This window comes from Microbacterium sp. NPDC060117 (assembly GCF_042729315.1).
In the GTDB taxonomy this organism is placed as follows: Bacteria; Actinomycetota; Actinomycetes; order Actinomycetales; family Microbacteriaceae; genus Microbacterium.
Window position 1 is genome coordinate 15,330 of sequence record NZ_JBHWXR010000001.1, and the last position, 26,120, is coordinate 41,449.

Consider the following 26,120-nt stretch of genomic DNA (forward strand, 5'->3'; position numbering starts at 1 on the left):
AAGAACAGGAAGGATCAGCCATGACTGAAGAACTCACCTGCCCGATCGACCACACCAGCAGCGCTCCTGCCCCGCGTCCCGCGGGCGGCCGCACCGGCAACACCGACTGGTGGCCGGAGCGCCTGAACCTGCGCCAGCTCGCGAAGAACCCCGCCGTCGGCGACCCGCACGGCGAGGACTTCGACTACCGCGCCGCGTTCGAGGCGCTCGACCTCGACGCCGTCAAGCGCGACATCGCCGCCCTGCTCACCGAGTCGCAGCCCTGGTGGCCGGCCGACTTCGGCAACTACGGCCCGCTCATGATCCGCATGGCCTGGCACTCCGCCGGCACGTACCGCGTGTTCGACGGCCGTGGTGGCGGAGGCAACGGTCAGCAGCGCTTCGCCCCGCTGAACAGCTGGCCCGACAATGTGGGTCTGGACAAGGCGCGCCGTCTGCTCTGGCCCGTGAAGAAGACCTACGGCAAGGCGCTGAGCTGGGGTGACCTGATGATCCTCGCCGGCAACGTCGCGCACGAGCAGATGGGCATGCCCACCTTCGGCTTCGCCGGCGGCCGAGCAGACGTGTGGGAGCCGGACGACGACGTGTACTGGGGCTCCGAGAAGATCTGGCTCGACTCCAGCGCCCGCATCTCCACCGACGAGCAGGGCGAGCGGTCGCTCGCGAAGCCTCTCGCGGCCACCATGATGGGCCTCATCTACGTCAACCCGGAGGGCCCCGAGGGCAACCCGGATCCGCTGCTCGCCGCGAAGGACATCCGCGAGACGTTCGGCCGCATGGCGATGAACGACGAGGAGACGGTCGCCCTGATCGCCGGCGGACACACCTTCGGCAAGACCCACGGCGCCGCCCCTGAGGCCGGCAACGTCGGCGAGTCGCCCGAGGGCGCCCCGATGGAGCAGATGGGCCTCGGCTGGAAGAGCAGCCACGGCGCCGGTCACGGCAACGACACCATCGGATCCGGCCTCGAGGTCACCTGGACCTATCACCCCACCCGCTGGGACAACGAGTTCTTCCACATCCTGTTCGCCTACGACTGGGAGCTCACCACGGGCCCCGGCGGCGGCAAGCACTGGAAGCCGAAGAACGGCGCGGGGTCCGACCTGGTCCCCGAGGCGCAGGGCGACGGCCGCCGCGAGCCGCGCATGCTCACCACGGATCTGTCCCTGCGCGAGGACCCGATCTACCGCGAGATCTCGCTGCGCTTCAAGGACGACCAGGAGGCGTTCACCGAGGCGTACAGCCGCGCCTGGTTCAAGCTGACCCACCGCGACCTGGGCCCGAAGTCCCGCTACCTCGGCGCCGAGGTGCCCGCCGAGGATCTGCTCTGGCAGGACCCGGTTCCCTCGCACGCCGGAGCACTCGTCGGCGCCGCGGAGATCGCCGACCTCGAGCAGCGCATCGCCGCGACCGGTCTCAGCGTGTCCGACCTGGTGTCGACCGCGTGGGCCGCGAGCTCCTCGTTCCGCGGCAGCGACAAGCGCGGCGGGGCGAACGGCGGCCGGATCCGCCTCGAGCCGCAGCGCAGCTGGGAGGTCAACCGCCCCGCCGAGCTCGCCCGTGTGATCGCGGCGCTCGAAGGCGTGCAGGAGGCGTTCAACGCCGCCGGCGGCGCCCAGGTGTCGTTCGCGGACCTCGTGGTGCTGGCGGGCAACGTCGGCGTGAAGCAGGCCGCGGCCGCCGCGGGGCGCGCCGTCGAGATCCCGTTCACGCCGGGGCGCACCGACGCCACCCAGGAGCAGACAGACGTCGCGTCGTTCCAGTATCTGAACCCGCAGGCCGACGGATTCCGCAATTACGTCAGCGACGTGGCGCGCGCGATCCCGGCCGAGCACCTGCTCGTCGACCGTGCCGGCCTGCTCACGCTGTCGGCGCCCGAGATGACGGTGCTCGTGGGAGGCCTGCGCGTGCTCGGCACGAACTGGGACGGATCCTCCTACGGCGTGTTCACCGAGACCCCGGGCGTGCTCACGAACGGCTTCTTCGTGAACGTGCTGGACCTGAACACGACGTGGAAGCCGCTCGACCCCGGCTCCCACGCGTTCCAGGCCACTGACGACGCGACCGGCGAGACGACGTGGGTCGGCACCCGCGCCGACCTCGCGTTCGGTTCGAACTCCGAACTGCGGGCGCTGGCCGAGGTGTACGCCAGCGACGACGCGAGCGCGAAGTTCGTCGACGACTTCGTCGCCGCATGGGTCAAAGTCGCCGAACTCGACCGCTACGACCTGCGCTGAGTCCGCAGCGCACGACGGCCCGCCCCGATCCCGGGGCGGGCCGTCGCCGTTGCGATGCCCGCTGCACCATGGCGGGTAGTGTCGCTGACGGACAGCGGCGCCCGCGGTCCGCGCGCCAGAGAGCAAGGAGCCCCATGTCGCCCTCCCCCGTCGACGCGTCGACCGCTCCGGAACGATCCCTCGCCCCGCGCCTGGTCGCAGAGGGACTCGGCACGTTCCTGCTCGTGGCCGCAGCGATGGGCACCGCCCTGTTCGCCTCGAGCCACTTCACCGACCCGGGCGCGCAGGGAGCCGTCTACCTCGCCGTGGCGCTCGCCGTGGGGCTCTCCGTCCTCGTCGGCGTCTACGCCTTCGGCCCGATCTCCGGTGGTCACTTCAACCCGGCCGTCACACTCGGGGCGGCGGCCGCGGGGCGGATCGCGTGGCGGGACGTCGGTCCCTATGTCGTCGCGCAGTGCGTCGGCGGCGTGGTGGCATCGACCGTGCTCACCCTGATCGGCACGTTCGGCCCGGACGGCTGGCTGCCTCGGGCGCAGGATGCCGGCTTCACCAGCAACGGCTGGGGCGCGCTCTCCCCCGGCGGCTTCGGCGTCTGGGCCGCGATCATCGCCGAAGTCGTGTTCACGGCGCTGTTCCTCTTCGTGATCCTGGGCGTCACCCACCCCGTGCGCGGCACGCCGTTCGCCGGCGTCGCGATCGGCCTGATGCTGACTCTGGGCGTGCTCGCCACCATTCCCATCGACAACGCCTCGCTGAACCCCGCACGGTCGCTCGCCACCGCGATCTACGGCGGCGTCGCCCCGCTCGCGCAGCTGTGGGTGTTCCTGGTCTTCCCGATCCTGGGCGCCCTGATCGCCGGCTTCACCTACCGCGCCCTGTTCGACCAGCCGAACCCCGCCGCCCAGAACTGACCGCGAGACCGAACCTGCGTCCCGAGACCGGCGATAAGAACCTCGGTCTCGGGACGCAGGTTCGGTTTCGCGGTCTGTCGCTCGACGGAGAGGCCGGATCCGGTGCCGGATCCGCCCGGAGGGCTCCCGAACGCGGCGTGCTCAGCCCGACACGAGCGTCGGCGTACCGGCCTCGAACTCGGCGAGATCGCCGCTCTCGCCGAGACGCTGGGCGCGACGACCCACGATCAGCATGTAGCCGGTGAAGACCGCGAGCGCGAGCGCGCCGATCCCGATCTTCACCGGCCAGGGCAGCCCCCAGCCGGTCACGAAGCCCTCGACCAGACCGGAGAGCCCGAGCGCGAAGACGAGCCCGATCGCGACCGTACCGAGCGAGCGCCCTGCGGCCGCGAGCGCCTCGCCGCGTGTGCGCTCCCCGGGCACCAGCCAGGCCCAGAAGATGTGCAGGCCCGCCGCCGCCGCGACGAAGATGCAGGTCAGTTCGAGCATGCCGTGCGGCAGCAGGTAGAGCACCACCACGTCGCCGCGTCCGAACGCGAACATGATCCCGACCGCCAGGCCCACGTTCACGGCGTTCTGCATGAGCACCATGATCGGCCAGATGCCGGTGACTCCGAGCAGCACGCACTGCGCGGCGATCCAGGCGTTGTTGGTCCAGACCATGCCGGCGAACTCGGCGGCCGGATTCTCGGTGTAGTAGTCCGTGAACGAGTGTTCGGCGTAGTACGTGAGGTCGGCCTTGGATCCGAGCGCCGCGACGAGAGCCGGATCCGAGGTGATCCAGATCGCGACGCCGACGATGACGACCAGGCTCGCGAGCGCGATGACCAGCGTGGTCCAGCGCAGCCGATAGAGCGCCGCGGGCAGCTGCCGGGTGAAGAAGCGACCGGTCTGGCGCAGCACGTTCTCCCCCTGGCCGGTGAGCCGCAACCGCGCCCTGGCGAGGATCGTGGAGACGTACGCGCTCTGCGGGGAGGATCCGACCGAGCTGCGCAGGTCGGCGAGATCCGCCGAGGCCGCACGATAGCGGGTGATGAGCTCGTCGACGCCGGCGCCGTCGAGCGACTGCCGGCTGAGCTCGTCCAGGCGCGCCCACTCGCGGCTCCTGGCATCGGCGAGTGCGTCGGCGTCCACGTGTTTTACTGTACCCATGTCGGATGCCAACGCCTCGAACGCGGTGGGCGCCGCGCATTCGAGCATGGCGCTCGACGGCGACGACGAGGTGCTCTCGGGCGAGGCGGTCGCGATCGAGGTGCAGCCGGTCGGCCTGTTCTTCCGTGCGCTGGGCGCCCTGATCGACGCCGCCCTGAGCTGGGCGGTCTTCTTCGGCTACATCGCCGTGCGCTACTGGATGCTCGGCGCGTTCGGCGATCCCGCCCTGGACCGGATCCTCGCCGTGCTGGCCCTGGTCACCGCCTTCGTGATCGTGCCGTGCACGATCGAGACCCTCACCCACGGCCGCAGCCTCGGCAGACTCGCCGTGGGCGGGCGGATCGTTCGCGTCGACGGCGGTGCCGCCGGATTCCGACACGCCCTCATCCGCGCCCTCATCGGCGTGTTCGAGACCTACCTCACCTTCGGCGCCGTCGCGTTCCTCACCGCCGCCTTCACCGCACGATCGCAGCGCCTGGGAGACCTCGTCGCCGGCACCTACAGCCAGAAGGTGCGCACTCCGCGCCTGGCCGCGCGCGTTCCGGTCATGCCTCCGGGCCTGGAGTCGTGGGCGGCGATCGCGGATGTCGCCCGCATGCCCGATCGACTCGCGCGGCGCATCTCCCAGTTCCTCGACAGCGCGCCGCAGCTGATGCCCGCGGCCCGCGCGCGGATCGCGCACGAACTGCTCGCGGAGGCGATGCCGTTCATCTCGCCGGTGCCGGCCGCAGCACCGGAAGCCGTGCTCGTGGCCGCGACCGTGCTGCGCAGGGAGCGCGAACGACGGGCGCTGGCACTCGCCGATGCCCGCGTGCAGCGGCTCAGCGGCGTGGACGTCGGCGCCTGATCACAGCCCCGCCGGCCCCCTGCGCGAGCGCCGCGAGGCGAAGGGCGGTCCGTGAGAGACGAAGGGTCAGGCCTGCAGCGTCTCGTGCCGGACGACGATCCAGCCCGCCGGCACGGAGAGGCGTTCGGCGTGGATCGCGCACAGGTCGTGGGCGTGCGGGTCGTTCTCGGCGCCGAGCGGCCCGAGAGCGGCCATCTGGTCGCCGTAGTCGTAGGTGAGGGTCGCCGCGGCCTCGCGCGCGCAGCCCACCTTGGAGCAGAGTCGTCCGTACATCCCTCTCAGGCTACGACCGCGCACCGCTCGCACCGGGATGCCGCGCGCACGCGAGCCCGATCCGCCCGTCCCGCGGCAGAGCGGGCGCGGTGCCACCGAGCCGCCGTCGCCGCCTAGACTGGCCGCATGCGCCGTGCCCGTGGAACATCCCGCCGCGCGGTCCCCGCGCGCCGCGGCGACCGGCACGGCCGGCACGGCCGCCTCGGCCGCAGCTCCGTGGTGCGGCCGCCGCTGCCGCCGCTCGACGGCCGGCTCGACACGTTCGATCTGCACGTCGGCTCCGCGGTCGAGCTGCTGCGCTCGATGTGGCCGGATCTGCGCCCCGTGCGCATCGAGATCGCCGCCATGCCCACCCACTCGGATCCGGACGGCCTGCCGCGCTGGCTCGTGGACACCGAGGCACAGCGCATCGTGCTGTTCCGCGTGCCCATCGAGCGACTGCTCGAGCACGGTCACGACGACGGCGCGCATCGTCGCGTCGCCATCGAGGGCGCCGTGTTCCGCGCGGCGGCGCAGTACATCGGACGCGAGCCGTGGGAGATGGATCCCCGCGGCTTCGACACCGACGAGTGAGGCGCCCTCCGGATCAGCGGTGACCGGCCCTGGCGTCTAGCGCTGGTACACCGTGATCGGCGCTGCGGCGGCGTCCGTCGCCCAGACCGGATACCCGGCCAGCCTGCCGATGCCCGAGTAGACCACCGCGGCGCGCACCGCGGTCGGCGATGACAGCGAGTACGTCGTGGACGCGCTGACCGCGACCGTGGCGGCGCCATCGGGCTGCAGGGAGACGCGCTGAGTCGCTCCGCCGTCGATCGGGGTGAGCTCCACCGTGGTCGCCTGAGCCGACGCGTTCTGCAGATGCAGCTGCGGCCCCGGCCCGTCCGCCACGGCGAAGGCCGTGGTCCCGGTGATGGCCGGCGCCGGGGTCATCCAGGCGAAGTCGGATCCCTTGGTGAACCCCGTGGTCTGCCAGGCCGCGGCCACCACCGGGTTGCTGGCGGTCACGTCGATCGCATACAGGCCGGGCTTCAGCGCCGAGAAGTTGGCGGATCCGACCTGGCCCGCCGTGAGCTTCACCGTCTTCGGCTCGCCGACCTTGCTGCCGTTGGCGGCATTCCGCGGTTGCAGCGTCACCGTGGCGTCGGCGTCGGGAGCCAGCAGGCGCACGGCCGTCGAGGCGTTGTCGTCGTCGTCCGAGCCGACCACGGCCCGCACGCCGAGCAGAGAGAAGTCCTTCTGCGGCTGCGCGATCGCGTCCTGCACATCGATGCCGACGGGATCCAGCGTGCGGATCAGACTCGACTGCAGCGCCGCGCGCACCGGAGCACCGCTGGAGGTCACCTTGACGACGGGGCTGCGTTCCCCCGCCGACCCCGCGACCAGCGGGACGGTGGACTGGGTGCCGGCGGGCACGACGAGCTCCGAGGAGTGCGTGCCGCCGGACGAGCCGTACTCGGTGAAGGTCACCGTCGCCGTGACCGCGCCCGGGTTCGCGATCAGCAGGATGTCGCTCGAACCGGTGGTTCCGGCGCCGCCGACGATCCACGACTCCATGCTGGGCGGTCGGCAGGCGGACGCCGCGAAGCCGGAGAGGTCGTCGGCGGAGACGGCCACGGACTGGGCCGCCGCGGCCAGCGCAGGTTCACGGCCCTGCGGGGAGGCCGTGAACGACGGCGCCGAGCTCGCGCCGACCACATCGGACATGCCGAGCTCTCCCGGAGTCAGGTTCGCGCTCGCGGAGGCCCCGCTGACGAGAGCAGGAGTGCCCGCGACGCTGAGCTGGGACGCCTGCGCGGCGTCGCGCCCGAGCGCCAGGAACGAGCCGGTGCAGCTGAGCAGGGTGTCGCCCGCCACCGGCTTGACGGTCGAGTGCGCCGGCGACTGCGCGATCGTCGGCCAGGCGGCCGGGATCGCGATGATCGCACCGGCGACGCACGCCGCGGACACGACGACGCCCGCGACCAGACGGGCTCCGGTGGCGACGAGACGCGCGGAGGTCCTGCTGCTCATTCGTCGGCCTCCTTCGCGGGCGCCGATGCCGTGTCGGCGGGGATGGATCCGGGTTCCTGCGGATCAGGTCCGGGATCGGCTTCCGCATCTGCGGACGGATCCGGGTGCGTCCGATCGTGCTCCGGCACCGGATCGGCCGGTGGCGTCTCGGTCTCGACCGGCGCGAGTCCCGTTCCGTCCTCTGCGGGCTCGGCGACCGGTTCAGCGTCTCCGGGCGCCGGGGCCTCGACCACGGGACCGGCCCCTGCACCATCGATGCTCGCGTCGCCGGTGTCCGCCACCGCGCCGGGGATCACCACGGACCCGGGTGCCCCCTTGCGCTTCTTGGGGGCGCGGGCGGGGCGCTCACGCGCCGGCCTGACCGGGCGGGGAGCCCGCTCGGGCAGCACGCCGACCGCGCGCGGAACCGATCGTGCCGCCCGGCGCGAAGCACGGGTCGGGATCGACAGCAGCAGCGCGGCGAGCAGCACGATCAGCTCGACCGTGACCACGAGCTGCGCCGTGGCCCGCTGTGCGGCGCTCGGCTCGGCACGCGCGGCAGGCTCGGCATCCATGCGCCACAGCACGCCCCGGGGCGTCTCCCCCACACGCACGAAGCCCGCGCGCTGGTCGAGAGCCGTCGCGGACTGCAGGCGCAGCGCGCGCTCCGCCGAGGTCTCCTTCTCGGACGCCGCCTGAAGCAGCACGAAGCGCACACCCAGCGCCCCCAGCGCCTTGGGCGCGTCGAACTGCCGCGCGGAGACGAGATCGACCGACAGCTCGGTGTAGTCCTTGCCGGGCACGGAGGTCGCCGTGTTGATGATCGTGGCCTGCGCGCCGAGCGTCGCACTCGCGCCCCAGACGACTGTGGTGGCGAGCGCGCCATCCGGCTGGGCGCTGAGCACCAGCGTGCCGAGCTCGCGATCCGCCCGCGCCTGAGCGTTCACGTATGCGGGCAGCGTGGTCAGGTCGCCGCGCTGGATCGTCGCCGTCCCCGCGACGAACGACACCGCGGTCGGCACCGCGCACACCACCACCCCGGCCACCGCGACGAGCGCAGCGGCTCCGCGCAGGGCCGGACGGGTGATCGCGCAGTCCAGGGTCACCAGGGCGCCGCCCAGCACGCCGATCCACGCGAGGCTCAGCCCGGACCCGGGCCAGATCGGCACGGCCTGCGACTGCGCGAAGGCGACGGTGACGCCGACCGCGGCGAACGCGGTGGCGAGCCCGGCGGCCGCGACCAGGAGGGATCCGATCCCGACGCTCCACCGACGCGTGATCGTGGAGAACACCGCGAGCACGGCCAGCGGAGCGGCGAACCAGAGCACCCAGGCCGCGTCCTTCACACCCAGCAGCGCCGGCCAGCCGGCCTGGTCCATCGTCGGCAGCCCGGCGAGCAGCGACAGCCGACCCGCCGCGTCCGCGGTCGCCTGCGGCGCCGCGACGATCGCACCGGGATCCGACAGCAGAGCCCACAGCGATCCGTGCGCGACGTGCCAGATCGCCAGCGGCGCGAAAACGACCACGGCAGGAACAAGGACCCAGACCATGCGCACGGCACCGCGCACCGAGCGTCGTGCCAGCAGCCACACGATCGCGATCAGCCAGAGCAGCACGAACGCCGGCGCGAGCGAGGGCGCACAGGCCAGCGCAGCGGCGGTCATCAGCGATGCCGCCCCGGCAGCACCCCAGGAGCGCTGGGCGACGAGGGCGGTGTGGAACACCCAGGGCAGCAGCAGGTGCAGCAGCACCGCGGCCGGACGCCCCTCCGCCAGCGCGATCAGGAAGGCGGGCGAGAGCGCCCACACCACGCCCGCCAGGATCCGCAGCCCCGGCTTGTCGGTGATCCGGGTGGCGGCGAACCAGCCGCCGAGCACCGCGAGCGGCAGGGCCGCGACCCAGAGCAGCAGCAGGGCGTAGGAGGGGGATCCCGGCCAGAGCGAGCCGAGCAGGGCCAGCACGCCCGAGAACGGATCCGCGGGGCCGACCACATCGACCCCGAAACCGCGCTGGCCGTATGCGGCGTCCCGCCACAGCGCGGCGACGGTCTGCCGCAACGGCAGCAGGGCGCCGCCCCCGAGGGCGGGCCAGGCCAGCAACGAGGCGAACAGCGCGACACCCGCGACCAGCGCGGCGAGGACGGCCCAGGCGCCCCCGCCGGAGAAGAAGCCGAGTTCCTCGTGCACGCCCGCCTCGGTGCCGTGTCCGTCGTCGAGACGCTGGCGCAGTTGGGCCCTGGTGATCCGGAGCGGGGCGATGCTCGCCCAGCTGGCGCTGCGTTCGGATCGGATCGCCCGCCGGGAGCGCGCCACGGCCGATCCTGAGACCATCGCGACGCCGGCCGCCCCCCATTCCGGAAGAACGGCGGCGGGACGCTTGCCGGTGAGATGCGTGATCGAGCGCCACAGTGCGAGCGGAAGCAGCGAGAGCCAGTGCAGCGGCACAGCCACCGCAGGTGCGTAGCTCAGGCGACGGTGCAGCTGCGCGCGTCGGCGGGCGAAGGCGTCGGCCGCCGTGCCCTCGGCCTCGGCGCCGTCGTCGACGGAGATCCTCGCCCCTGCGGCGAGCACCAGGCGGCCTCCGGCGAGGCGCGCGCGGATGCCGAGGTCGAGCCCCTCGTCGCGGCCGCCGAGACCGGCATCGGGGCGCAGCCCGCGACCGGCGCGCACCAGGAGCCCGCGCACATCGGCGCCGAGCGCATCGTCCATGCCGTCGTGCTGACCCTGGTCGAGTTCGCCCCGTGCAGGGTCCACGGCCCGACCGAGACGTGTCATGCTCTGCCCGAAGGACGCGATGCGGTGCTCATCGACGTCGCTCACCAGCTTGGGAGCGGCGATCGCGGCCGCCGGCGAACGCTCCAGCGCCCCCGCGAGCTGCTCGAGCGCGGTGGGAGCCGGCGCGCAGTCCTCCGTGAGGATCCACAGCGCCGCATCCTCGGCGACGCGCGGCAGCGCGAGCGCCACCGCGGCGGCCAATGTCGTGGAGGCTTTGGTCTCGATCACCGCTTCGGCGGCCTCGGCGACGCGGGCGCTGCCACGGAGGGCACTGGACGAGCCGCACGCGACGATCGTCAGCGCATCCGGCCGACGGGTCTGCGCGGCGAGCGCGTCGAGGGCGCGCAGCAGGCGCGCGAGGGAGGTCGCACCCGAACGGGCGACGAGGACGGCGTGAACTCGGGCAGACATGACGGGGTCAGCCTAAGCGGGCTGCCGCCGCAGGACGGGGTGGGACGTGGGCGCGTCCCGGTTTTTCCGGCAGATGCATCGCTCGCGTCCTCCCTCGGAGGTGCGCAGTCACGAGACGCAGGCTCGCGACCATGGTGTCGCCGAGGGGAATCCGCACCCCGACGACATACCCCGCGGTGGTCGCAGGGTTCCGGCGAAGCGCGTCAGCCGGCGCGGCGCTTGAGCTTGCGGCGTTCGCGCTCCGACAGGCCGCCCCAGATCCCGAAGCGCTCGTCGTTGTTCAGTGCGTACTCGAGGCATTCGCCCCGCACGTCGCAGGTGGTGCAGATGCGCTTGGCGTCGCGTGTCGAGCCGCCCTTCTCCGGGAAGAAGGCCTCGGGGTCGGTCTGCGCGCACAGCGCGTCGCTCTGCCACGCGAGTGCATTGTCATCGCCCTCGGTCGGGCGGCGGACGCCCGGCACCCCCAACTGGACCGGATCGACGAACCAGTCGTCGGGAACGTCTGATCGGTATGCCGTCATGTCGCCCTCTCCCTCGTTTCCCCCCGGGTGCCCCGCGGGCCGCGTTGCATTACTAATTACACCCGTGTCATTCGCCCTGGTCAAGTCGCGGATCGTAAACCCTCAAGCTCGCGTTGAACGTTCTTCGGCCTCCTCGGCGTGTCGCCCCGGCGTGTCGGAGACCGGTGGCGCTCGACGGCGCGCCGAGGTGCGGGCGGTACTCTGAAGCACGATGGCGCAGCACTCCAGACTCTCCACGGCTCCCCCGCCGAGCGCTCCGGCACGCGAATCCACCCGGCATCTGCTGCTGCGCGCGCACATCGTGCTGCTGCTCTTCTCCGTCTTCGCGCACACGGCGGTCTTCAATCTGCTCGGCGTCGACGGCGCGGCCGTGGTGCTGGGCGTGCTGCTGCTCGGCACGCTCGGGCTCGCCATCCCCCGCATCGCACTGGCGCGTCCCGCCCGCTTCCCGTGGCGGCGGATGCCCTGGACGGCGCTCGGCTACACCGCGCTCGCCCTGCTGTCGGTGTTCTGGTCCGGCTGGCCCTGGGCGACGCTGCTCACCTGGACGCTGCAGGCGGCGATTACCGTCGTCGCCCTGTTCATCGCCTTCACGCTGAGCTGGCACGAGATCGTGCGGGCCCTCTCGAGCGCATTGAAGTGGGTCCTGGGTCTCTCGCTGCTGCTCGAGCTGTGGGTCGCCCTGGTGCTGCGGCATCCGCTGCTCCCGTTCTTCTCGAACCTGCCGGCCGGGAAGCCGGATCCGCACTGGTACTGGGTGCGCGGCGACCTGTTCGACGGCGGCCGGGTGCAGGGCATCGTCGGCAACTCGAACACGCTCGGGATCCTCTGCGCTTTCGCTCTGGTCGTCTTCGCGCTGCTGTACGCGCAGGGTGCGCGGCGGCGGCCCGCGCTGCTGATCTGGATCGTGCTCGCCGCGTTCTTCTTCCTCCGGGCCGGATCCGCGACGGCGTACGCGTCGTTCGCCGTCGGCGTGCTGGTGCTGGGCGCCGCCCTGCTCATGCGGCGGGCGCGCACACCGAGCGCCCGCACCCGGATGTACGCGCTGTTCACGGCGGTCGCCGTCGCGGGCGCGGCCGCCGTCTGGTTCGCCCGAGGCGTGGTGTTCGGCGCCCTGGGCAAGTCCTCCGACCTCACCGGACGCCTGGAGATCTGGCGCAAGGTCTGGGAGCGCGCCGTGCACCGCCCGGTCTTCGGCAACGGATTCTCCTCTCCCTGGGTGCCGTGGGATCCGGCGTTCCACGACTGGATCATCGACCATCGCATCACCGTGTTCATGGCGCACAACATGTGGCTCGACGTGTTCCTCCAGCTCGGCGTCGTCGGCGTGCTGCTGATCGCGGTCGCGTTCTTCGCGTTCGCGTGGCGCGCATGGTTCTTCGCGGTCGACCGCCCCCGCTGGGATCTCGTACAGGACCGCCCTTACGCGGCGCTGTCGCTGCTGCCGACAGTGCTGGCCGGGATGCTGCTCGTGCTGGGCATGGCCGAGTCGACGCCGATCATGCTGTGGGGATGGCTGCTGCTGATCCTGCTGTCGTTCAAGATGAAGATCTCACCCTTCGTGGGCTCCGGACCCGGCGAGGGCGCGCCGCCGCAGTCGCGCCGGCAGACGGCATGACCACTCCGCGGCGGCGCCTGGCGAGGACCCTCGCCTCGGTCGAGATGGCGCGCGCCTACACGACCTGCGCGCTGCTGAGCGTGTTCGGATCGTTCGCGATCTCGGCGTTCACCTCGTCGCTGACCCTCAACACGATCATCGCCGTGCTCTGCGTGATCGGCATCGGGATCCTGTGGGTGCGCCGCGAGGAGCTCAGCCCGTTGAGGATCGCTCCGTCGACGCTGCTCGCCTTCCTCGCGTGGACCCTCGCGAGCGCGGTGTGGTCGACGGCTTCGACGTCGACGTTGAAGGCCTGGGCAGCACTCGCGGGGTACGCCGTGATCGCGGTCGTCGTCGGACACATCCGCGATACTCTGCAGACCGTGCGCGCGCTCGGCGATGCGCTGCGGATCCTGCTCGGCGCATCGCTGGTCGCCGAGATCATGAGCGGGATCCTGCTGGACATGCCGTTCCACTTCCTGGGCATCCAGGGCGAGATCGCCGCCGGGGGTCCGATCCAGGGCCTGTTCGGCACCCGGAACATGCTCGGCCTGATCGCCGTCATCGCGGTGATCACGTTCGTCGTGGAGTGGCGATCTCAGTCGCTGTCGGCGGCGATCGCCATCCCGTCGGTCGTGCTGGCGGGCTTCCTGGCGCTCTTCTCCGCCTCCCCGACCGTGCTCGTGCTCGCGGCCGTCGTGGGCGCGGCGAGCGTCGCACTGGTCATCGTGCGCCAGGCTCCGGTGGCACGACGGCGCCCCCTGCAGTGGGCGATCGGCGGGGTGGTGCTGGCCGCGCTCGCCACGGCGGCGATCTTCCGGAGCCGGATCATCGCCCTCCTCGACGCGGGCAGCGACTTCAACATCAGAGTCGAACTGTGGAGCAACCTGCTCACCTACGTGCAGCAGCGGCCGGCGCAGGGATGGGGCTGGTTCGGTCTGTGGAGCGACGCGCTGTACCCGTTCAACTCGATCAACTACTTCACGAACGACCACCACGGCAGCGCGTTGAACGCGTACTTCGATGTCCTCCTGCAGGTCGGAGCCGGCGGACTCCTGCTGTTCTGCCTGCTCGGCGGCATCGCGCTCGTGCGCTCCTGGCTGGTCGCGAGCGTGCGGCGCTCCGTGGTCTACGCATGGGCGCCGCTGGTGCTGGTCGCACTCGCCGTCGACTCGGTCTTCGAGAGCTTCACGATCGTGGGCGCGGGATGGTTCCTGCTCGTGCTGTGCGCCCTGCGCGCCGGCCAGTCGCGGTCCTGGCGGGAGAACATCGACGCCGTGCAGACGAGCTCGACGCCGCTGCCGGATCACTGAGACACCGCGGCGGGGCCGGACGCGCGTGGCGCGCGCACGCGTTCGCAGGGTTGCCCAAGTCCCGCGGGTAGGCTGGAGGCCTCCCCAACCTCTCTGGAGCGACATCTGTGACCCCTGACCCCCAGAACGCCGCCGCCGGCTTCGACCCGGCCACCGCGACGATCGTCGTCGTCACCTACAACCGCTCGCACCTGCTGACGGGGCTGTTGGACAGCATCGTGCAGATGGATCCGAAGCCGGGGCGGGTCGTCATCATCGACAACGCGTCCTCGGACGACACCACGGACGTCGTGGACTCCTACCGCTCGCGGATCGACGCGGAGATCGTGTACCGGCGCCTCGAGACGAACACCGGCGGATCCGGCGGATTCAGCGAGGGCATGCGCACCGCGTACGAGCTGGGTTCCGAGTGGATCTGGATGATGGACGACGACGTCGAAGTGCTGCCGGACGGCCTGGCCAGGATGGGCGCGTGGGCGCCGCGGTTCAAGAGCATCCAGGGGCGCCGCTACGACTACGACGGCAGCGCGTTCTACTGGCAGTACCGGATCGCCGAGCGCATGGGCATCCCGATCCCGTTCGCCCCCGCCGGTTTCGACGCCACGGGCTTCAAGCCGATGAACAGCGGCTGCTTCGAGGGCATGTTCATCCACCGCTCGATCGTCAAGGAGATCGGCCTGCCGGATCCCCGGTTCTTCATCTACTGGGACGACCAGATGTACGGCTGGCTCGCCTCCCGGCGCACCCAGGCCGTGATCGTGGACGAGTTCGTGCTGCGACGCACCCGCGAGATCAAGCAGTGGGACATGGGCGTGCGGCACATGAACGCGTCCAGCAACGCCTACCGCTACTACATCATGCGCAACCGCGCCTATCTGAAGCACTATTACCGCGCGCACGACGTGTACAACCCGGTGCTGTTCGGCCTCGGCACCTCGATGACCTTCGCCAAGGAGCTCATCCGCCTGGTGTTCGTCGAGCGCACCGTGCGCGGCACCAGCAACCTGTTCCGCGGGCTGCGGGATGGCGGGAAGATCGGCCGCGACCACAGCTGGCGCCCGATGCCGGCCCTGGAGGACTGATGAGCGAGCAGAAGCCCGAGGCGGTCTGGATCTTCCCGGAGGAGCCGAAGAAGCGCGGTGGTCGCATCGCTCTGATCGTCGGACTCATCATCGCGGTACTGATCGTGGCGGCCGTCGTGGTGCTTTTCCTTATCCCGCGCGACGACGGCACTCCCTCGCCGACGGCGAGACCCACGACGACCAAGACCGCGACCCCGACGCCCAGCGCCTCGCCCACGTCGACGACCGGCCCCAGCGGCGCGCCCACCACCTCGCCGACGACGCCGCAGACCGCTCCCCCTCCGGTGCCGGATCCGTCCGTCGACCAGTTCCGCACTCAGGTGCAGCCGCGCCTCGACGACGGGTCGACCGGCCTCGATCTGGTGCAGAACCAGAGCGGCGACGCGGCGGTGCAGGTCGTCGACTCGCTGCAGAACGATGCGCAGAACCTCGCGGGCCAGCCCGCGCCGTCCTCGATCGCGACGCAGTGGGGCCAGTCCGTCAGCGCCTACGCGTCCACGCTGCAGTCGCTGCGCTCGGCCTACGCCGGCGGATCCGACCCGTCCGGCCCCCTGGCCGACGCTCGTGCGGCGCTCGGTCAGCTGCGCTCGCTCGTGGGCCTCTGATCGAGCCCGATCCGTCGGCTCGCCGCCGCTCCCGTCGGCGCATCGCTCCGTCGTGGCCGGCGGCGTTTCACGCGTTGTCGGCGTTGTAGCGGTCCAGCACCTCGTCGATCGGCGCGTCCAGCACGAGCCCGCCCTTGTTCAGATACAGGCCACGCGTGCAGAACCGGCGCAGGTCCTTCTCGTTGTGCGAGACGAAGAACAGCGTGCGCCCATCGGCGAGCAGCTCGTCGATACGCTGATAGCACTTGTCCCGGAACGCCTTGTCCCCCACCGCGAGCACCTCGTCGACGAGCAGGATCGGCTCCTCGAGCTGGGACACGACCGAGAACGCAAGGCGCACCTTCATGCCGTTCGAGAGATGCTTGTAGGGGGTGTCCTGGAACTTCTCCAGTTCGGCGAAGTCGATGATGTCGTCGTAGCGCGCGGTGACCTCGGCGCGGCCCATCCCGTGCAGGCCCGCGGTCAGTCGCACGTTCTCGCGCACGGTGAGGTCGCCGACGAAACCGCCCGTGAGCTCGATCAGCGGTGCCACGCCGCCGTGCACGCGCACCTGCCCCTCATCCGCGAGGAGGACGCCGGCGACGAGCTTCAGGAGCGTGGACTTGCCCTGGCCGTTCCGACCCACCACGCCGATCGCCTCGCCCTGCCGCACGCGGAAGGAGACATCGCGCAGCGCCCAGAACTCGCCGGGACGGTTGCGCCGCTTCTTACCCGCGAACAGGTCCTTGAAGCTGCGCCGGCCGCGCCGGCCGAGCCGGAACCGGACGCCGAGACCGTCGACCTCGATCGCGGACTGCTGCTCGGTCATCACAGCTCCTTCAGCACGTCGCGCTCGAGCGAGCGGAAGGTGAACAGTCCGAGGACGAGGAAGATCACCGTCACGATGGCGCCGATGATGACCGGCTCCGGCTGCCACTGCCCCGGGAACAGCCCGACGCGGTAAAGCGTGAAGATCCCCGACAGCGGGTTCAGCGCTCCGATGATGTGCAGCTGGTGCGGCAGGTCCTTGAAGCCGTAGATGATGGGAGACACGTAGAACAGCGCACGCAGGATCAGCGCGGTCGTGCGCTCGAGATCCGCCCACAGCACGCACAGCGGCGCGACGAGCAGTCCGAGGCCGATCAGCAGCACGGTCTGCCAGATCATGGCGACCGGGAACAGCAGCAGCGACCAGTTCGGCTTCGCCCCGGCGAACACCGCGAAGAGCACGAGCACCGGGATCGCGAACGCGAACTCCAGTCCCTTGGTGAGGATCACGCGCACGACCCAGATCGACCGAGGGATCGCCGTGGAGCGGATCAGACGCGCGTCCTTCTTGAAGGCGCGCGTGAACTCCCCCACCGCCGTGTTGAACCACACCCAGGGCAGCAGTGCGGTGATGAGGAACACGATGTAGGGCTGTTCCCCCACCTGACCGCGGTGGAACACCTGCGTGAACACGAACCAGTAGATCGCGCTCATGACCAGCGGATCCAGGACCGACCACAGGTAGCCGAGCACGCTCGTCGCGTACCGGACGCGGAGGTCGCGAGCCGACAGCAGCCACAGCGAGTGGAAGTAGCGCCGGGGCGTTCCGGGTGCGCCGGCCGTCGTGTGACTCACGGATCCGAGTCTAGGCGGCGTCGATGATCGTCCCTGCGTCACGGCTTCAGGAAGTCGCCGAGCTGCTGGTCGAGAGCGGGCGCGAGGGTCTTGACGAACGGGAAGCTGAGATGGTTGTTGTCGAGGTAGACCGAGACGTGTCCGAGCTCCGTGTAGCAGGTTCCGTTCGGGCATATCCACGGGGTGAAATCGACGAGACCGATCCGGTCGCCCAGCGATGCCGCAGGGTTGGTCTCGGCGAGCGCGCCGGAGAGCGGGAAGTCGCAGGGCTCTTTGTTGACCGCGCATTCCCAGTAGTTGTACTTGCTGGTGCGCGGATTGTCCCGCACGCCGAACAGGGGGATCCCCGCCGCGGTGACCTCGTCGATGACCTCGTCGATACCGTTGATCACGCGCTCGTCCGGGCTGTCCGGGGCGGCCGCGGTCACGATCGTGAACATCGCATCCGGATGGATCTCGATCAGTTTGTCCAACGCGGCGCGCTGCCAGCCGCCGCAGTATCCATCGGCTTCAGTGCCTTCCTCGTGCTTGTCGAGCGAGCACCACGGCCGCATCAGCATGACGATCCCCCAGTCCCGTTCCTTGGCGACCGGCTGCAGCGCTCCCGCGAACTCGTTCGCGTGCGAGTCCCCGATGACCACCACGAGATGCTTCGCATTCGAAGCGTTCATCGTCTGCGTGCAGCTTTCCTGCACCTCGGGCTGATCCGAGGCGAAGCGCCCGGTGCACGGTCCGTCGAGCTTCGCCCAGCGGCCGTCCTCGTCACCGGGGACCGGAATCACCGGGACTCCCTTGCCATCGCCCGCCGTATCGCCGCCCATCGCTCCGGTGTACTCGTCGACGTGCGTCGCCTGCTGCGCCGTGACCGTCGTGGTCGTGATCTGCTGCCACGGCACGAGGACCGCAGCCACGATCCCGACGCAGAGGAGCATGACACCGGCGTTGCGCCACTTCGAGCCGCGCTGTCCGCCGGGAAGCCGCAGCGGCTGCTCGACGAAGGCGGTGACCAGCCGGGCGAGCACCAGCGAGATCGCGATGATGCCCAGACCATCGAGGAACGATGCCTCGGGGCGCTCCCGCACGTTCAGCCAGAGGATGAGGACCGGCCAGTGCACCAGGTACAGCGCATAGGCATCGCGTCCGAGGAACAGCACAGGACGGGTCGCGAGGAGACGGCCGGGGCCGAGCTCTCCGAGTTCGGGGTGCTCGCCCTTCGGACGGGTTCCGGCGACGATCACCAGCGCTGCGGCGAAGATCGGCCAGAGCGCCAGGTACCCGGGGAAACCGCCACGGACGTCGATGACCATTCCGCAGACGGCGACGCCGATCAGCCCGATCCATCCCAGCACCGCCCGCAGCAGGCGGTTCACCCGGAGGCGGGGAACGGTGAGCGCCAGTAGCGAACCCGCCGCGAACTCCCAGAGCCGCGCACGGGTGTCGAAGTAGGCGAAGGTCTGCAGATCCGCCGTCTCCCAGATGGAGAAGGCGAGCGAGACCGCGAACACCAGGCCGAAGACCCACGCCATCACCGCCGTCGGGGACTTCTTCGTCCAGCGCACCAGCAGGGCTCCGAGCAGGAACAGCACCGGCCACAGCACGAAGACCTGTCCCTGCACCGACAGTGACCAGAAGTGCTGCAACGGAGAGGCCAGGGCGGAGTCGTGGGCGTAGTAGTCCACCCCGTCGATCGCGAGCACCCAGTTCTGCACGTAGCCGAGGGATGCCCATCCCTCCTTCCACAGCCGGGGCCAGGCGGTCTGCGGAAACAGCAGCCAGCACGCGCCCAGTGTCGCCGCCAGCACGACCGACGCCGCGGGCATGAGCCTGCGGAACCGGCTCAGCAGGAAGGAGCCGACGGCGAGCGGCCTTCCCGCCTGCATCGCGCGCACGAACGACCCCGTGAGGAAGAACGCGGAGATCATCAGGAAGACGTCGACGCCTCCGGACACCCGCCCGATCCACACGTGGTACACGACGACGAGAAGGATCGCGACGGCGCGGAGTCCGTCGATGTCGCGGCGATAGCCGGGCGCCTGCGAGTTCGCGGCGGCGCGGCGTCGCGCCGCCGCCGCCCGGTGGGCCCGTCGGGATTCTGCGTCTACCGTCATGCCAGCTGGTTGTTCCACATCGACAGGGCGGATCCGATCGCCATATGCATGTCAAGGTACTGATAGGTCCCGAGGCGTCCGCCGAAGTGGACGCCCCGCTCCCCCCTGCCGAGCTCGCGGTATGCGAGGAGGCCCTCGCGATCGGTCGCCGTGTTGACCGGGTAGTAGGGCTCGTCGCCGCGCTCGGCGAACCGCGAGAACTCGCGCATGATCACGGTCCTGTCGGTCGGGTACCGATCGGCGCGCTCGGGGTGGAAGTGCCGGAACTCGTGAATGCGCGTGAACGGCACATCGGCATCCGGATAGTTCATCACGCTGGTGCCCTGGAAATCGCCCACGTCGAGGACCTCTTGCTCGAGGTCGATCGTCCGCCAGCCCAGCTCCCCCTCGGCGTAGTCGAAGTAGCGGTCCACGGGTCCGGTGTACACGATCGGCAGCTGCCCGACGGTCGACCGCTTGTTCAGCTGCTGCTCCTCGTCGAAGAAGTCAACGTTCAGCTTCACCTCGATGTTGGGGTGGTCCGCCATGCGCTCCAGCCACGCCGTGTAGCCGTCCGTGGGCAGCCCCTCCCACGCATCGTTGAAGTAGCGGTTGTCGTAGTTGTAGCGCACCGGCAGACGGCTGATGATCGAAGCCGGCAGTTCTCTGGCGTCGGTCTGCCACTGCTTGGCGGTGTAGTCGCGGATGAACGCCTCGAAGAGCGGACGCCCGATGAGGGCGATCCCGCGCTCCTCGAGGTTCTTCGCCTCGTGCGCGTCGAACTCGCCCGCCTGTCCCGCGATGAGGGCCTTGGCCTCGTCAGGCGTGTAGGCGGCGCGGAAGAACTGGTTGATCGTGCCGAGGTTGATCGGCAGCGGGTACACCTCGCCGCGGTGGGTCGAGTAGACCCGGTGCACATAGTTCGTGAAGGTCGTGAACCTGTTCACGTACTCCCACACGGTCGGGTTCGAGGTGTGGAAGAGGTGCGCGCCGTACCGGTGCACCTCGATGCCCGTGGTCGGCTCGTCCTCGCTGTAGGCGTTCCCGCCGATGTGATGGCGGCGATCGATGACGGTGACCTTGCGGCCCGCGGCCGCGGCCCGCTCGGCGATGGTGAGGCCGAAGAAACCCGACCCGACGATGAGGAGATCCATCCCCTGCCCTTCTAGACGATCCGGTTCTGCGAGCATCGGGAGCGATCGCAAAACACTCCAAGCCTACGGGGATTCCCTCCGTTCTGCCTGGATCGGCGTGCTTCGGGCGCGATCGAGCGCTCCGCGCGTCCGATCGCGCACAATGGAACCACCATGACGAACTCCCGTGTCCCGCTCTCATGACCCTCGATATATGCGTCCCCTATTGGGGGGATCCCGCCCTGTTCATCGAGACGATCGCCTCCGTACTCGCTCAGGACGACCCCGACTGGCGCCTGATGATCATCGACGACGGATACCCGGGCACGACGATCGCGGATCATGTCGCGAGCATCGGCGATGAGCGCATCCGCTACCGCCGCAACGAGACCAATGTGGGGATCATCGAGAACTTCCGCCGCGCGGTCGACGCGGCGGAGGGCAGCCATGTCGTCGTCCTCGGTTCCGATGATCTCCTGCTGCCGAACTTCGTGGGGCACATCCGCGCGACGATCGCGGCCTTTCCCGACGCCGATGTCATCCAGCCCGGCGTGCAGGTCGTCGGCTCGCAGGGCGAGCCACGAAGGACTCTCGTCGACGGCGTCAAGGCCCTGCTGGCGCCCCGGCATCCGGCGACCTTGCGCGGCGAGGAGATGGCCCGGAGTCTGCTGGTGGGGAACTGGCTGTACTGGCCCTCGCTCGCGATCCGCACCGAGCCGGCGAGGAGGATCGGTTTCCGCGACGGACTGCCGATCATCCTGGACCTCGCCCTGCTGATCGACATCGCGTTCGAGGGCGGGACGCTCCGATACACCGGAGTCGACGCCTTCCGCTATCGACGTCATCCGGCGAGTCTCTCGCAGACCGCGCTGCTCGACGGCTCGCGCTTCGAAGACGAGCGTCGCTTCTACCAGGAGACCGCCCGCCGGGCGGAACAGGCCGGGTGGAATCGCGCGGCTCGCGCGGCGCGAGGACGGATAATGTCGCGTCTGCACGCGTTCAACACGCTCCCGACCGTCATCCTGCACGGCTCTCGGGCCTCGCGTCGGGCTACTTGGTTGCTCGCGTTCGGAGGCTCCCGATAGCGGCAACAGAGGACCGGGTCCTCCCGCCGAGACGAGCGCGACCTCCGCGTATGGCAGTATGAGCGACCAGGAACGTTACTGGGAGGTCCCTATGTTCGGTCGCATAAGTGTTGCGCTGGTCGCGGCGCTGGTGATATGCGCTGTCGCGCCGCAGGTGTCGCCCGCGAGCGCGTCGCCGCGGACGTCTCTCGCCGACGTCTCGCCATCGATGTCGGCGAGCAGCCCGGCTACCCCCGGGGATCAGCCGGTGCCGGTCTACCGATTCTGGAGCCCGACGTTCCAGGGCCACTTCTACACGGCCGATCCGGTCGAACGCGACAAGATCGTGGCTCAGTGGGGAAGGGACTGGACCTACGAGGGCCCCCGGTACTCCGCCTACTCGACTCAGATCCCCGGAACCGTTCCGCTCTACCGGTTCTGGTCAAATTCGTTCAAAGGCCACTTCTTCACCGCGGACGAGAACGAGAAGAACCTCGTTCGCGAGCAGTGGTCCGCGACGTGGTCCTTCGAAGGCGTCGCCTACTACGTCTATCCTCCCGGGTCGAGCGAGCCGGACACGGCACCGGTCTACCGGTTCTGGGGTGCCGGGGTATCGCATCACTTCTACACGGCGAGCAACAGCGAACGCGACACGGTGATCTCGCGATGGCCGAACACGTGGTCCTACGAGCGCGAGCGGTTCCGGGTTCCCGCCGAGGGACTCGCGATCAACCCTGCGCCGGCGAGGCCCGCCGACAAGGACTGCAGCGACTTCACGACCTGGGCCGATGCGCAGGCCTTCTTCGGCATGTACTACGCCTACTACGGAGACTTCGCCCGGCTGGACAGCGACGGCGACCTCATCGCGTGCGAACTCCTCCCGGGCGCCCCTCGATAGAGGGCCCGGTCCGGATGCGGACGGCGCCCCTTGTAAGCTGAACCAATGCCTCGCGTCCTCGTCGATCTGCTCTCCTACACCGGCACCAAGGGCGGAATGGAGACCTACGCCCGGGAGCTCTACCGCGCTCTGGGAACGATGCCGGACGAGTGGGAATACGTCGGCTACGTCTCCAGGGAAGGCGCGAAGCTGGATCTCTCGTGGTTTCCCGGACGCATCGTCGAGTCCGGGATCAGCGGTGAGAACCGTTTCGCCTGGGCGTGGGGAGAACTGACCCAGGTCGCTCGCGCCGCGAAGCGCGAGAGGGCGGACCTGGTCCACTCCCCCGCCACGCTGGGGCCCCGCAGGACGACCATGCCGTCCGTCGTCACCATGCACGACATGATCTACTGGAGCCATCCCGAGCTCATGACGACGCCGCTCTACACACGTCCGGTGCGGTGGATGGAGAAGCAGACGTCGCGCAACGCCACTCGGATCGCCACGATCAGCCCGACCTCGAAGAAAGAGCTGATCAAGTACCTGGGCGTCTCCGCGGAGCGCATCGACGTGACGCCGCTCGCCGGACAGGCGCCGAAGAACGTCGACCGGACGCTCGCGGGCTCCGAGGGCCCCATGATCCTCGCGATGGGAAACCGCCGCCCGCACAAGAACTGGGGGGCGCTCATCCGCGCCGCCGCCCTGCTGCCCGCCGAGCAGCGTCCGAGGATCGTCATCACCGGCGGACGCGGTGAGGATCCCCTGCGCCCGCTCGTCGACGAGCTCGACGTCGCGGAATGGATCGATCTGCGCGGCTGGATCGACGACACCGAGGTCGCGCATCTCTACTCGACCGCGACGGCTCTCGCCATCCCGTCCTTCGTGGAGGGATTCTCACTGCCCACCATCGAGGCGATGGCCGCCGGGATCCCCGCTCTTCTCAGCGACCTGGAGGTCCATCGGTACGTCGGCGGCGATGCCGCCCGCTACTTCGATCCGTCGGACGATCAGTCGCTCGCGGATCTGCTCGCTCGGGTCACGTCCGACCCGGACCTCGTGGCCGACATGGTGACCACCGGTTTCGAGCAGGCTCAGCTCTTCACCTGGGAGCGGACGGCTCGCGAGACACGTGCCGTCTTCGAGGCCGCGCTGGCGGACGCCGCCACACGCGGCTAGCACAAGGGGCGGCGGCTCCCGCTGTTCCCCGTTGGACGTGATCAGGCTGACGTCGGTGCGGACTGTCCCGTACGTACGAGAGCCACGCCATGCACGACCGCTCCGACGACGGGCGCGGCGACGAGAGCCACGAGGATCCGGAGCTGTGCATCGCCGGGCGCCGCGAGCACGACCACCGTCATGAGCGCGCTCACGAGCCAACCGGCCACATACCAGCGGTGCCTGCTCGCGGCGAGCAGCGCGGGCCCGGTGATGCACAGAACTCCGGTCAGTCCTGCGCTGGCGACGATCGCGGCGAAGACCACGCCCGAGAGCGGATCGAAGCCCGGGTAGAGCGCGTGGAGGATGACGGGTCCCAGCCATGCCGCAAGCGCCGACAGACCGGACACGATGAGGAGAAGCCCTCCGACCCAGCGGAGCACGGAGGCCGCGTGGTGTCGGTTCTCACGGAAATGCACGAGAAGAAAACCCTGCAGCGCAACCAGAGGAACGACCAGCGGCGCCCTTGTGAGAGAGATGACGAGGATCAGTGAGGCCAGGAACCCCACCCCGGCATCAGAGGCGAGGGCGCGCAGCAGAAGCGGAAGACCGCTGATCAGTGCTCCCGTGGCCAGCGAGGCGATCAGAGTCGCCGAGGTGTTCCGCAGGAGCTGGCTCAGTCCGACATCCAGCTGCAGGCGTCCGGAGATCCGGCGCCCCCTCCACAGCCACACCACGATGACCGCCAGCAGGAACGGGACGGCGACGGCCCACCCCAGCATCGCGGCAGTCCCGCCCATGAGGAGTGCGATCCCGAGGGTTGCTGCCCGGATGAGGGAGTCCGCGACGGTCATCCCCCCCACGCCGGGCCAGTCCTGGACCCCGTAGAGAGCTCCGCTGACCGCGGCGATCAGACAGTACCCGAACGCGGCGATCGTGATCGCGGCCACGAGCGCGATCGTGTCGACCGGAAAGATGTGACCGCCGATCATCGAGAAGATCGCGGCGACGACGAGGGCGGCGGTGACAGACGCGCTCACGGCGAACAGTCGCCAGGTGCGGTAACCGGTCCCCGAAGCCCCCGATCGAGACGCGCGAGTGAGCTCCTGTTGTACTCCGGCGAGACAGGAGACGACCAGATACGTGGCCGACCAGAACGTCGTGAAGGCGAGATAGTTGATCTGGGTCAGCAGCGGCGGCACCAGCGCCTGGATGAGATACCCGACGCCTCCGGCGAGAACGGTCGCGAGAAGGACCGTCCTCAGCCCTCGGCCGGCCTGCGCCTGATCACTCATCGTCGGACGAGGTCCGCCTGCGACCGATGTCGTCCGTCTCGATGGCCTCGATGCGTCGCACTAGCCCATCGTGCTCGGCGCGCAGAATCGCGAGCTCCTCGGCGGCACGCCGGATCTCATCCTCAGCCTGGGACTGCTCCCACGACAGGTGAAGAGCGACGCCCAGGAGCAGGAGTATCGCCATGGCGAAGAGAAGGTTCGCCGGCAGCACGACGCCGAAGAGGGTCGTGAGTCCCTGCAGGAGCTCCGGGAAGAGCCCGAGGACGAGCATTCCCAGCCCGATGATGATCCAGAGCGCGGCATACTTCTCGCGCAGCCGGCGGGTAAGCAGCAGGATCGTGACAACGGCCAACATCGCGACCGCGAGGACGACTCCGGTGATCGCGATCATGCCGTCTCCTCCGACCGACGAGCGCGGCGCGGGCGCCTCAGCAGCGCCAGACCCAGCGCAAGGACCGACCGGGCGAGGTAGACCGTCGACCCGATCGGACCCTGACTCGGCGTGCCGTGCATCCGGGGCCGCATCGCGACAGGCACCTGCGACACCCTCAGCCCGGCATGACACGCGACCACCAGGGAATCGAGCGTGTCCCCCAGATACTCGGCCGGATAGTAGGTGACGTACTGGTCGATCGCACGCGCGTTGGCGGCACGGAATCCGCTGGTGACGTCCGTCAGCCGGGCGTGGGCCACGCGGGACACGATCGCGGCCAGCACGACCATCGCCCAGCGGCGCGGACCGCGCACCTTGTAATCGCCGACATCGCTGAACCGGGCGCCGATCGAGATGTCGGCGTCGGCGAGGCCGCCGAGCACGCGCTCGATGTCCGCAGGATTGTGCTGCCCGTCCGCGTCGACCTGGATCGCACGACGGTAGCCCTTGCGCTGGGCGTAGGTAAATCCGGTACGCATCGCTCCTCCGACGCCGAGGTTGAACGGCAGGGTGAGGACCATGGCACCGGCGTCGCGCGCCACCTGCGACGTCGCGTCGACCGAGCCGTCATCGATCACGGCGACGTGATAATCGCGGCCCGTGGCGAGGATCTCACGCACGGTGTTGCCGACGTTTCGCTCCTCGTTCCAAGCCGGCACGATCACCAGCACGGTGTCAGGAGTCTGAGTCATAGTGTCCTCAGTCTATCGGCGCTCCCCTCCGAACCGCGTCGGAGCGGCGTCCGGCTTGCCTCGCCGAGCC

Annotated in this window: 23 protein-coding genes; 11 read left to right on the top strand and 12 right to left on the bottom strand. The window is 69.9% G+C overall.

What is annotated here, in order from left to right:
- Window positions 1-20 precede the first annotated feature (20 nt).
- Window positions 21-2,237 carry a catalase/peroxidase HPI gene (gene katG / locus ACFWCK_RS00075; RefSeq protein ID WP_378803990.1) on the top strand — a complete coding sequence of 739 codons (2,217 nt, stop codon included), beginning with the start codon at window positions 21-23 and terminating at the stop codon, window positions 2,235-2,237.
- A 134-nt stretch (window positions 2,238-2,371) separates the two neighbouring features.
- On the top strand, window positions 2,372-3,148 hold the full coding sequence (locus ACFWCK_RS00080) for an aquaporin (RefSeq protein WP_378803991.1): 777 nt from the start codon (window positions 2,372-2,374) through the stop codon (window positions 3,146-3,148).
- A gap of 141 nt (window positions 3,149-3,289) precedes the next feature.
- Here the strand turns inward: ACFWCK_RS00080 and ACFWCK_RS00085 are convergent, their stop codons facing one another.
- A complete protein-coding gene (locus ACFWCK_RS00085) occupies window positions 3,290-4,282 on the bottom strand; it encodes a stage II sporulation protein M (protein WP_378803992.1) in 993 nt (330 codons plus the stop codon).
- A 16-nt stretch (window positions 4,283-4,298) separates the two neighbouring features.
- On the opposite strand from ACFWCK_RS00085, the gene ACFWCK_RS00090 reads away from it, so the two are divergent.
- Window positions 4,299-5,147 carry an RDD family protein gene (locus tag ACFWCK_RS00090; protein ID WP_378803993.1) on the top strand — a complete coding sequence of 283 codons (849 nt, stop codon included), beginning with the start codon at window positions 4,299-4,301 and terminating at the stop codon, window positions 5,145-5,147.
- A gap of 66 nt (window positions 5,148-5,213) precedes the next feature.
- Here ACFWCK_RS00090 and ACFWCK_RS00095 read toward each other — a convergent pair whose 3' ends face one another.
- Window positions 5,214-5,420 (bottom strand): DUF3499 family protein, encoded by a 207-nt coding sequence (locus tag ACFWCK_RS00095; RefSeq protein ID WP_233310587.1) that lies wholly within the window; start codon window positions 5,418-5,420, stop codon window positions 5,214-5,216.
- Between the two features lie 126 nt (window positions 5,421-5,546).
- Between ACFWCK_RS00095 and ACFWCK_RS00100 the strand changes: the two genes are divergently transcribed.
- Window positions 5,547-5,993 (top strand): hypothetical protein, encoded by a 447-nt coding sequence (locus ACFWCK_RS00100; protein ID WP_378803994.1) that lies wholly within the window; start codon window positions 5,547-5,549, stop codon window positions 5,991-5,993.
- Between the two features lie 36 nt (window positions 5,994-6,029).
- On the opposite strand, the gene ACFWCK_RS00105 is transcribed toward ACFWCK_RS00100, so the two are convergent.
- The 3 genes from ACFWCK_RS00105 to ACFWCK_RS00115 all read right to left on the bottom strand — a co-directional run bounded on the left by ACFWCK_RS00105 (window position 6,030) and on the right by ACFWCK_RS00115 (window position 11,115).
- Window positions 6,030-7,430, bottom strand: coding sequence for a DUF5719 family protein (locus ACFWCK_RS00105; RefSeq protein WP_378803995.1), 1,401 nt, complete (start codon window positions 7,428-7,430; stop codon window positions 6,030-6,032).
- Window positions 7,427-10,594, bottom strand: coding sequence for a glycosyl transferase (locus tag ACFWCK_RS00110; RefSeq protein WP_378803997.1), 3,168 nt, complete (start codon window positions 10,592-10,594; stop codon window positions 7,427-7,429). The genes ACFWCK_RS00105 and ACFWCK_RS00110 overlap by 4 nt, the downstream gene beginning before the upstream one ends.
- A 203-nt stretch (window positions 10,595-10,797) precedes the next feature.
- A complete protein-coding gene (locus ACFWCK_RS00115; RefSeq protein WP_082076464.1) occupies window positions 10,798-11,115 on the bottom strand; it encodes a WhiB family transcriptional regulator in 318 nt (105 codons plus the stop codon).
- Between the two features lie 211 nt (window positions 11,116-11,326).
- On the opposite strand from ACFWCK_RS00115, the gene ACFWCK_RS00120 reads away from it, so the two are divergent.
- The 4 genes from ACFWCK_RS00120 (at window position 11,327) to ACFWCK_RS00135 (ending at window position 15,712) form a co-directional block, all read left to right on the top strand.
- Window positions 11,327-12,733: an O-antigen ligase family protein gene (locus tag ACFWCK_RS00120; protein WP_378803998.1), complete on the top strand. Its 1,407-nt coding sequence runs from the start codon at window positions 11,327-11,329 to the stop codon at window positions 12,731-12,733.
- Entirely contained in the window at window positions 12,730-14,025 is a 1,296-nt protein-coding gene (locus ACFWCK_RS00125; protein WP_378803999.1) for an O-antigen ligase family protein, read from the top strand. The genes ACFWCK_RS00120 and ACFWCK_RS00125 overlap by 4 nt, the downstream gene beginning before the upstream one ends.
- 107 nt (window positions 14,026-14,132) lie before the next feature.
- Entirely contained in the window at window positions 14,133-15,107 is a 975-nt protein-coding gene (locus ACFWCK_RS00130; protein ID WP_378804000.1) for a glycosyltransferase family 2 protein, read from the top strand.
- On the top strand, window positions 15,107-15,712 hold the full coding sequence (locus ACFWCK_RS00135) for a hypothetical protein (RefSeq protein WP_378804001.1): 606 nt from the start codon (window positions 15,107-15,109) through the stop codon (window positions 15,710-15,712). Before ACFWCK_RS00130 ends, ACFWCK_RS00135 begins: the two co-directional genes overlap by 1 nt.
- A 67-nt stretch (window positions 15,713-15,779) precedes the next feature.
- Here ACFWCK_RS00135 and ACFWCK_RS00140 read toward each other — a convergent pair whose 3' ends face one another.
- Genes ACFWCK_RS00140 through glf form a run of 4 tightly spaced genes read right to left on the bottom strand, consistent with a single transcriptional unit; the run spans window position 15,780 to window position 20,555 of the window.
- Window positions 15,780-16,520 (bottom strand): ABC transporter ATP-binding protein, encoded by a 741-nt coding sequence (locus ACFWCK_RS00140; protein WP_378804002.1) that lies wholly within the window; start codon window positions 16,518-16,520, stop codon window positions 15,780-15,782.
- The gene (locus ACFWCK_RS00145) at window positions 16,520-17,314 is read right to left on the bottom strand and encodes an ABC transporter permease (RefSeq protein WP_233310578.1); all 795 of its coding nucleotides are present in this window, start codon (window positions 17,312-17,314) and stop codon (window positions 16,520-16,522) included. Before ACFWCK_RS00145 ends, ACFWCK_RS00140 begins: the two co-directional genes overlap by 1 nt.
- 38 nt (window positions 17,315-17,352) lie before the next feature.
- On the bottom strand, window positions 17,353-19,422 hold the full coding sequence (locus ACFWCK_RS00150) for an acyltransferase family protein (protein ID WP_378804003.1): 2,070 nt from the start codon (window positions 19,420-19,422) through the stop codon (window positions 17,353-17,355).
- Complete coding sequence (gene glf / locus ACFWCK_RS00155) at window positions 19,419-20,555, bottom strand: UDP-galactopyranose mutase (RefSeq protein WP_378804004.1); 1,137 nt, start codon at window positions 20,553-20,555, stop codon at window positions 19,419-19,421. The genes ACFWCK_RS00150 and glf overlap by 4 nt, the downstream gene beginning before the upstream one ends.
- Before the next feature lie 179 nt (window positions 20,556-20,734).
- On the opposite strand from glf, the gene ACFWCK_RS00160 reads away from it, so the two are divergent.
- The 3 genes from ACFWCK_RS00160 to ACFWCK_RS00170 all read left to right on the top strand — a co-directional run bounded on the left by ACFWCK_RS00160 (window position 20,735) and on the right by ACFWCK_RS00170 (window position 23,651).
- On the top strand, window positions 20,735-21,619 hold the full coding sequence (locus ACFWCK_RS00160) for a glycosyltransferase family 2 protein (protein WP_378804005.1): 885 nt from the start codon (window positions 20,735-20,737) through the stop codon (window positions 21,617-21,619).
- Window positions 21,620-21,866: 247 nt separating this feature from the next.
- The gene (locus tag ACFWCK_RS00165) at window positions 21,867-22,496 is read left to right on the top strand and encodes a hypothetical protein (RefSeq protein ID WP_378804006.1); all 630 of its coding nucleotides are present in this window, start codon (window positions 21,867-21,869) and stop codon (window positions 22,494-22,496) included.
- Between the two features lie 45 nt (window positions 22,497-22,541).
- Window positions 22,542-23,651, top strand: a complete 1,110-nt coding sequence (locus ACFWCK_RS00170; protein WP_378804007.1) for a glycosyltransferase family 4 protein — start codon at window positions 22,542-22,544, stop codon at window positions 23,649-23,651.
- A 41-nt stretch (window positions 23,652-23,692) separates the two neighbouring features.
- On the opposite strand, the gene ACFWCK_RS00175 is transcribed toward ACFWCK_RS00170, so the two are convergent.
- Genes ACFWCK_RS00175 through ACFWCK_RS00185 form a run of 3 tightly spaced genes read right to left on the bottom strand, consistent with a single transcriptional unit; the run spans window position 23,693 to window position 26,050 of the window.
- The gene (locus ACFWCK_RS00175) at window positions 23,693-24,925 is read right to left on the bottom strand and encodes a hypothetical protein (protein WP_378804008.1); all 1,233 of its coding nucleotides are present in this window, start codon (window positions 24,923-24,925) and stop codon (window positions 23,693-23,695) included.
- Window positions 24,918-25,316, bottom strand: coding sequence for a DUF2304 domain-containing protein (locus ACFWCK_RS00180; RefSeq protein ID WP_378804009.1), 399 nt, complete (start codon window positions 25,314-25,316; stop codon window positions 24,918-24,920). The genes ACFWCK_RS00175 and ACFWCK_RS00180 overlap by 8 nt, the downstream gene beginning before the upstream one ends.
- A complete protein-coding gene (locus ACFWCK_RS00185; protein WP_378804010.1) occupies window positions 25,313-26,050 on the bottom strand; it encodes a glycosyltransferase family 2 protein in 738 nt (245 codons plus the stop codon). The genes ACFWCK_RS00180 and ACFWCK_RS00185 overlap by 4 nt, the downstream gene beginning before the upstream one ends.
- Between the last annotated feature and the right edge of the window lie 70 nt (window positions 26,051-26,120).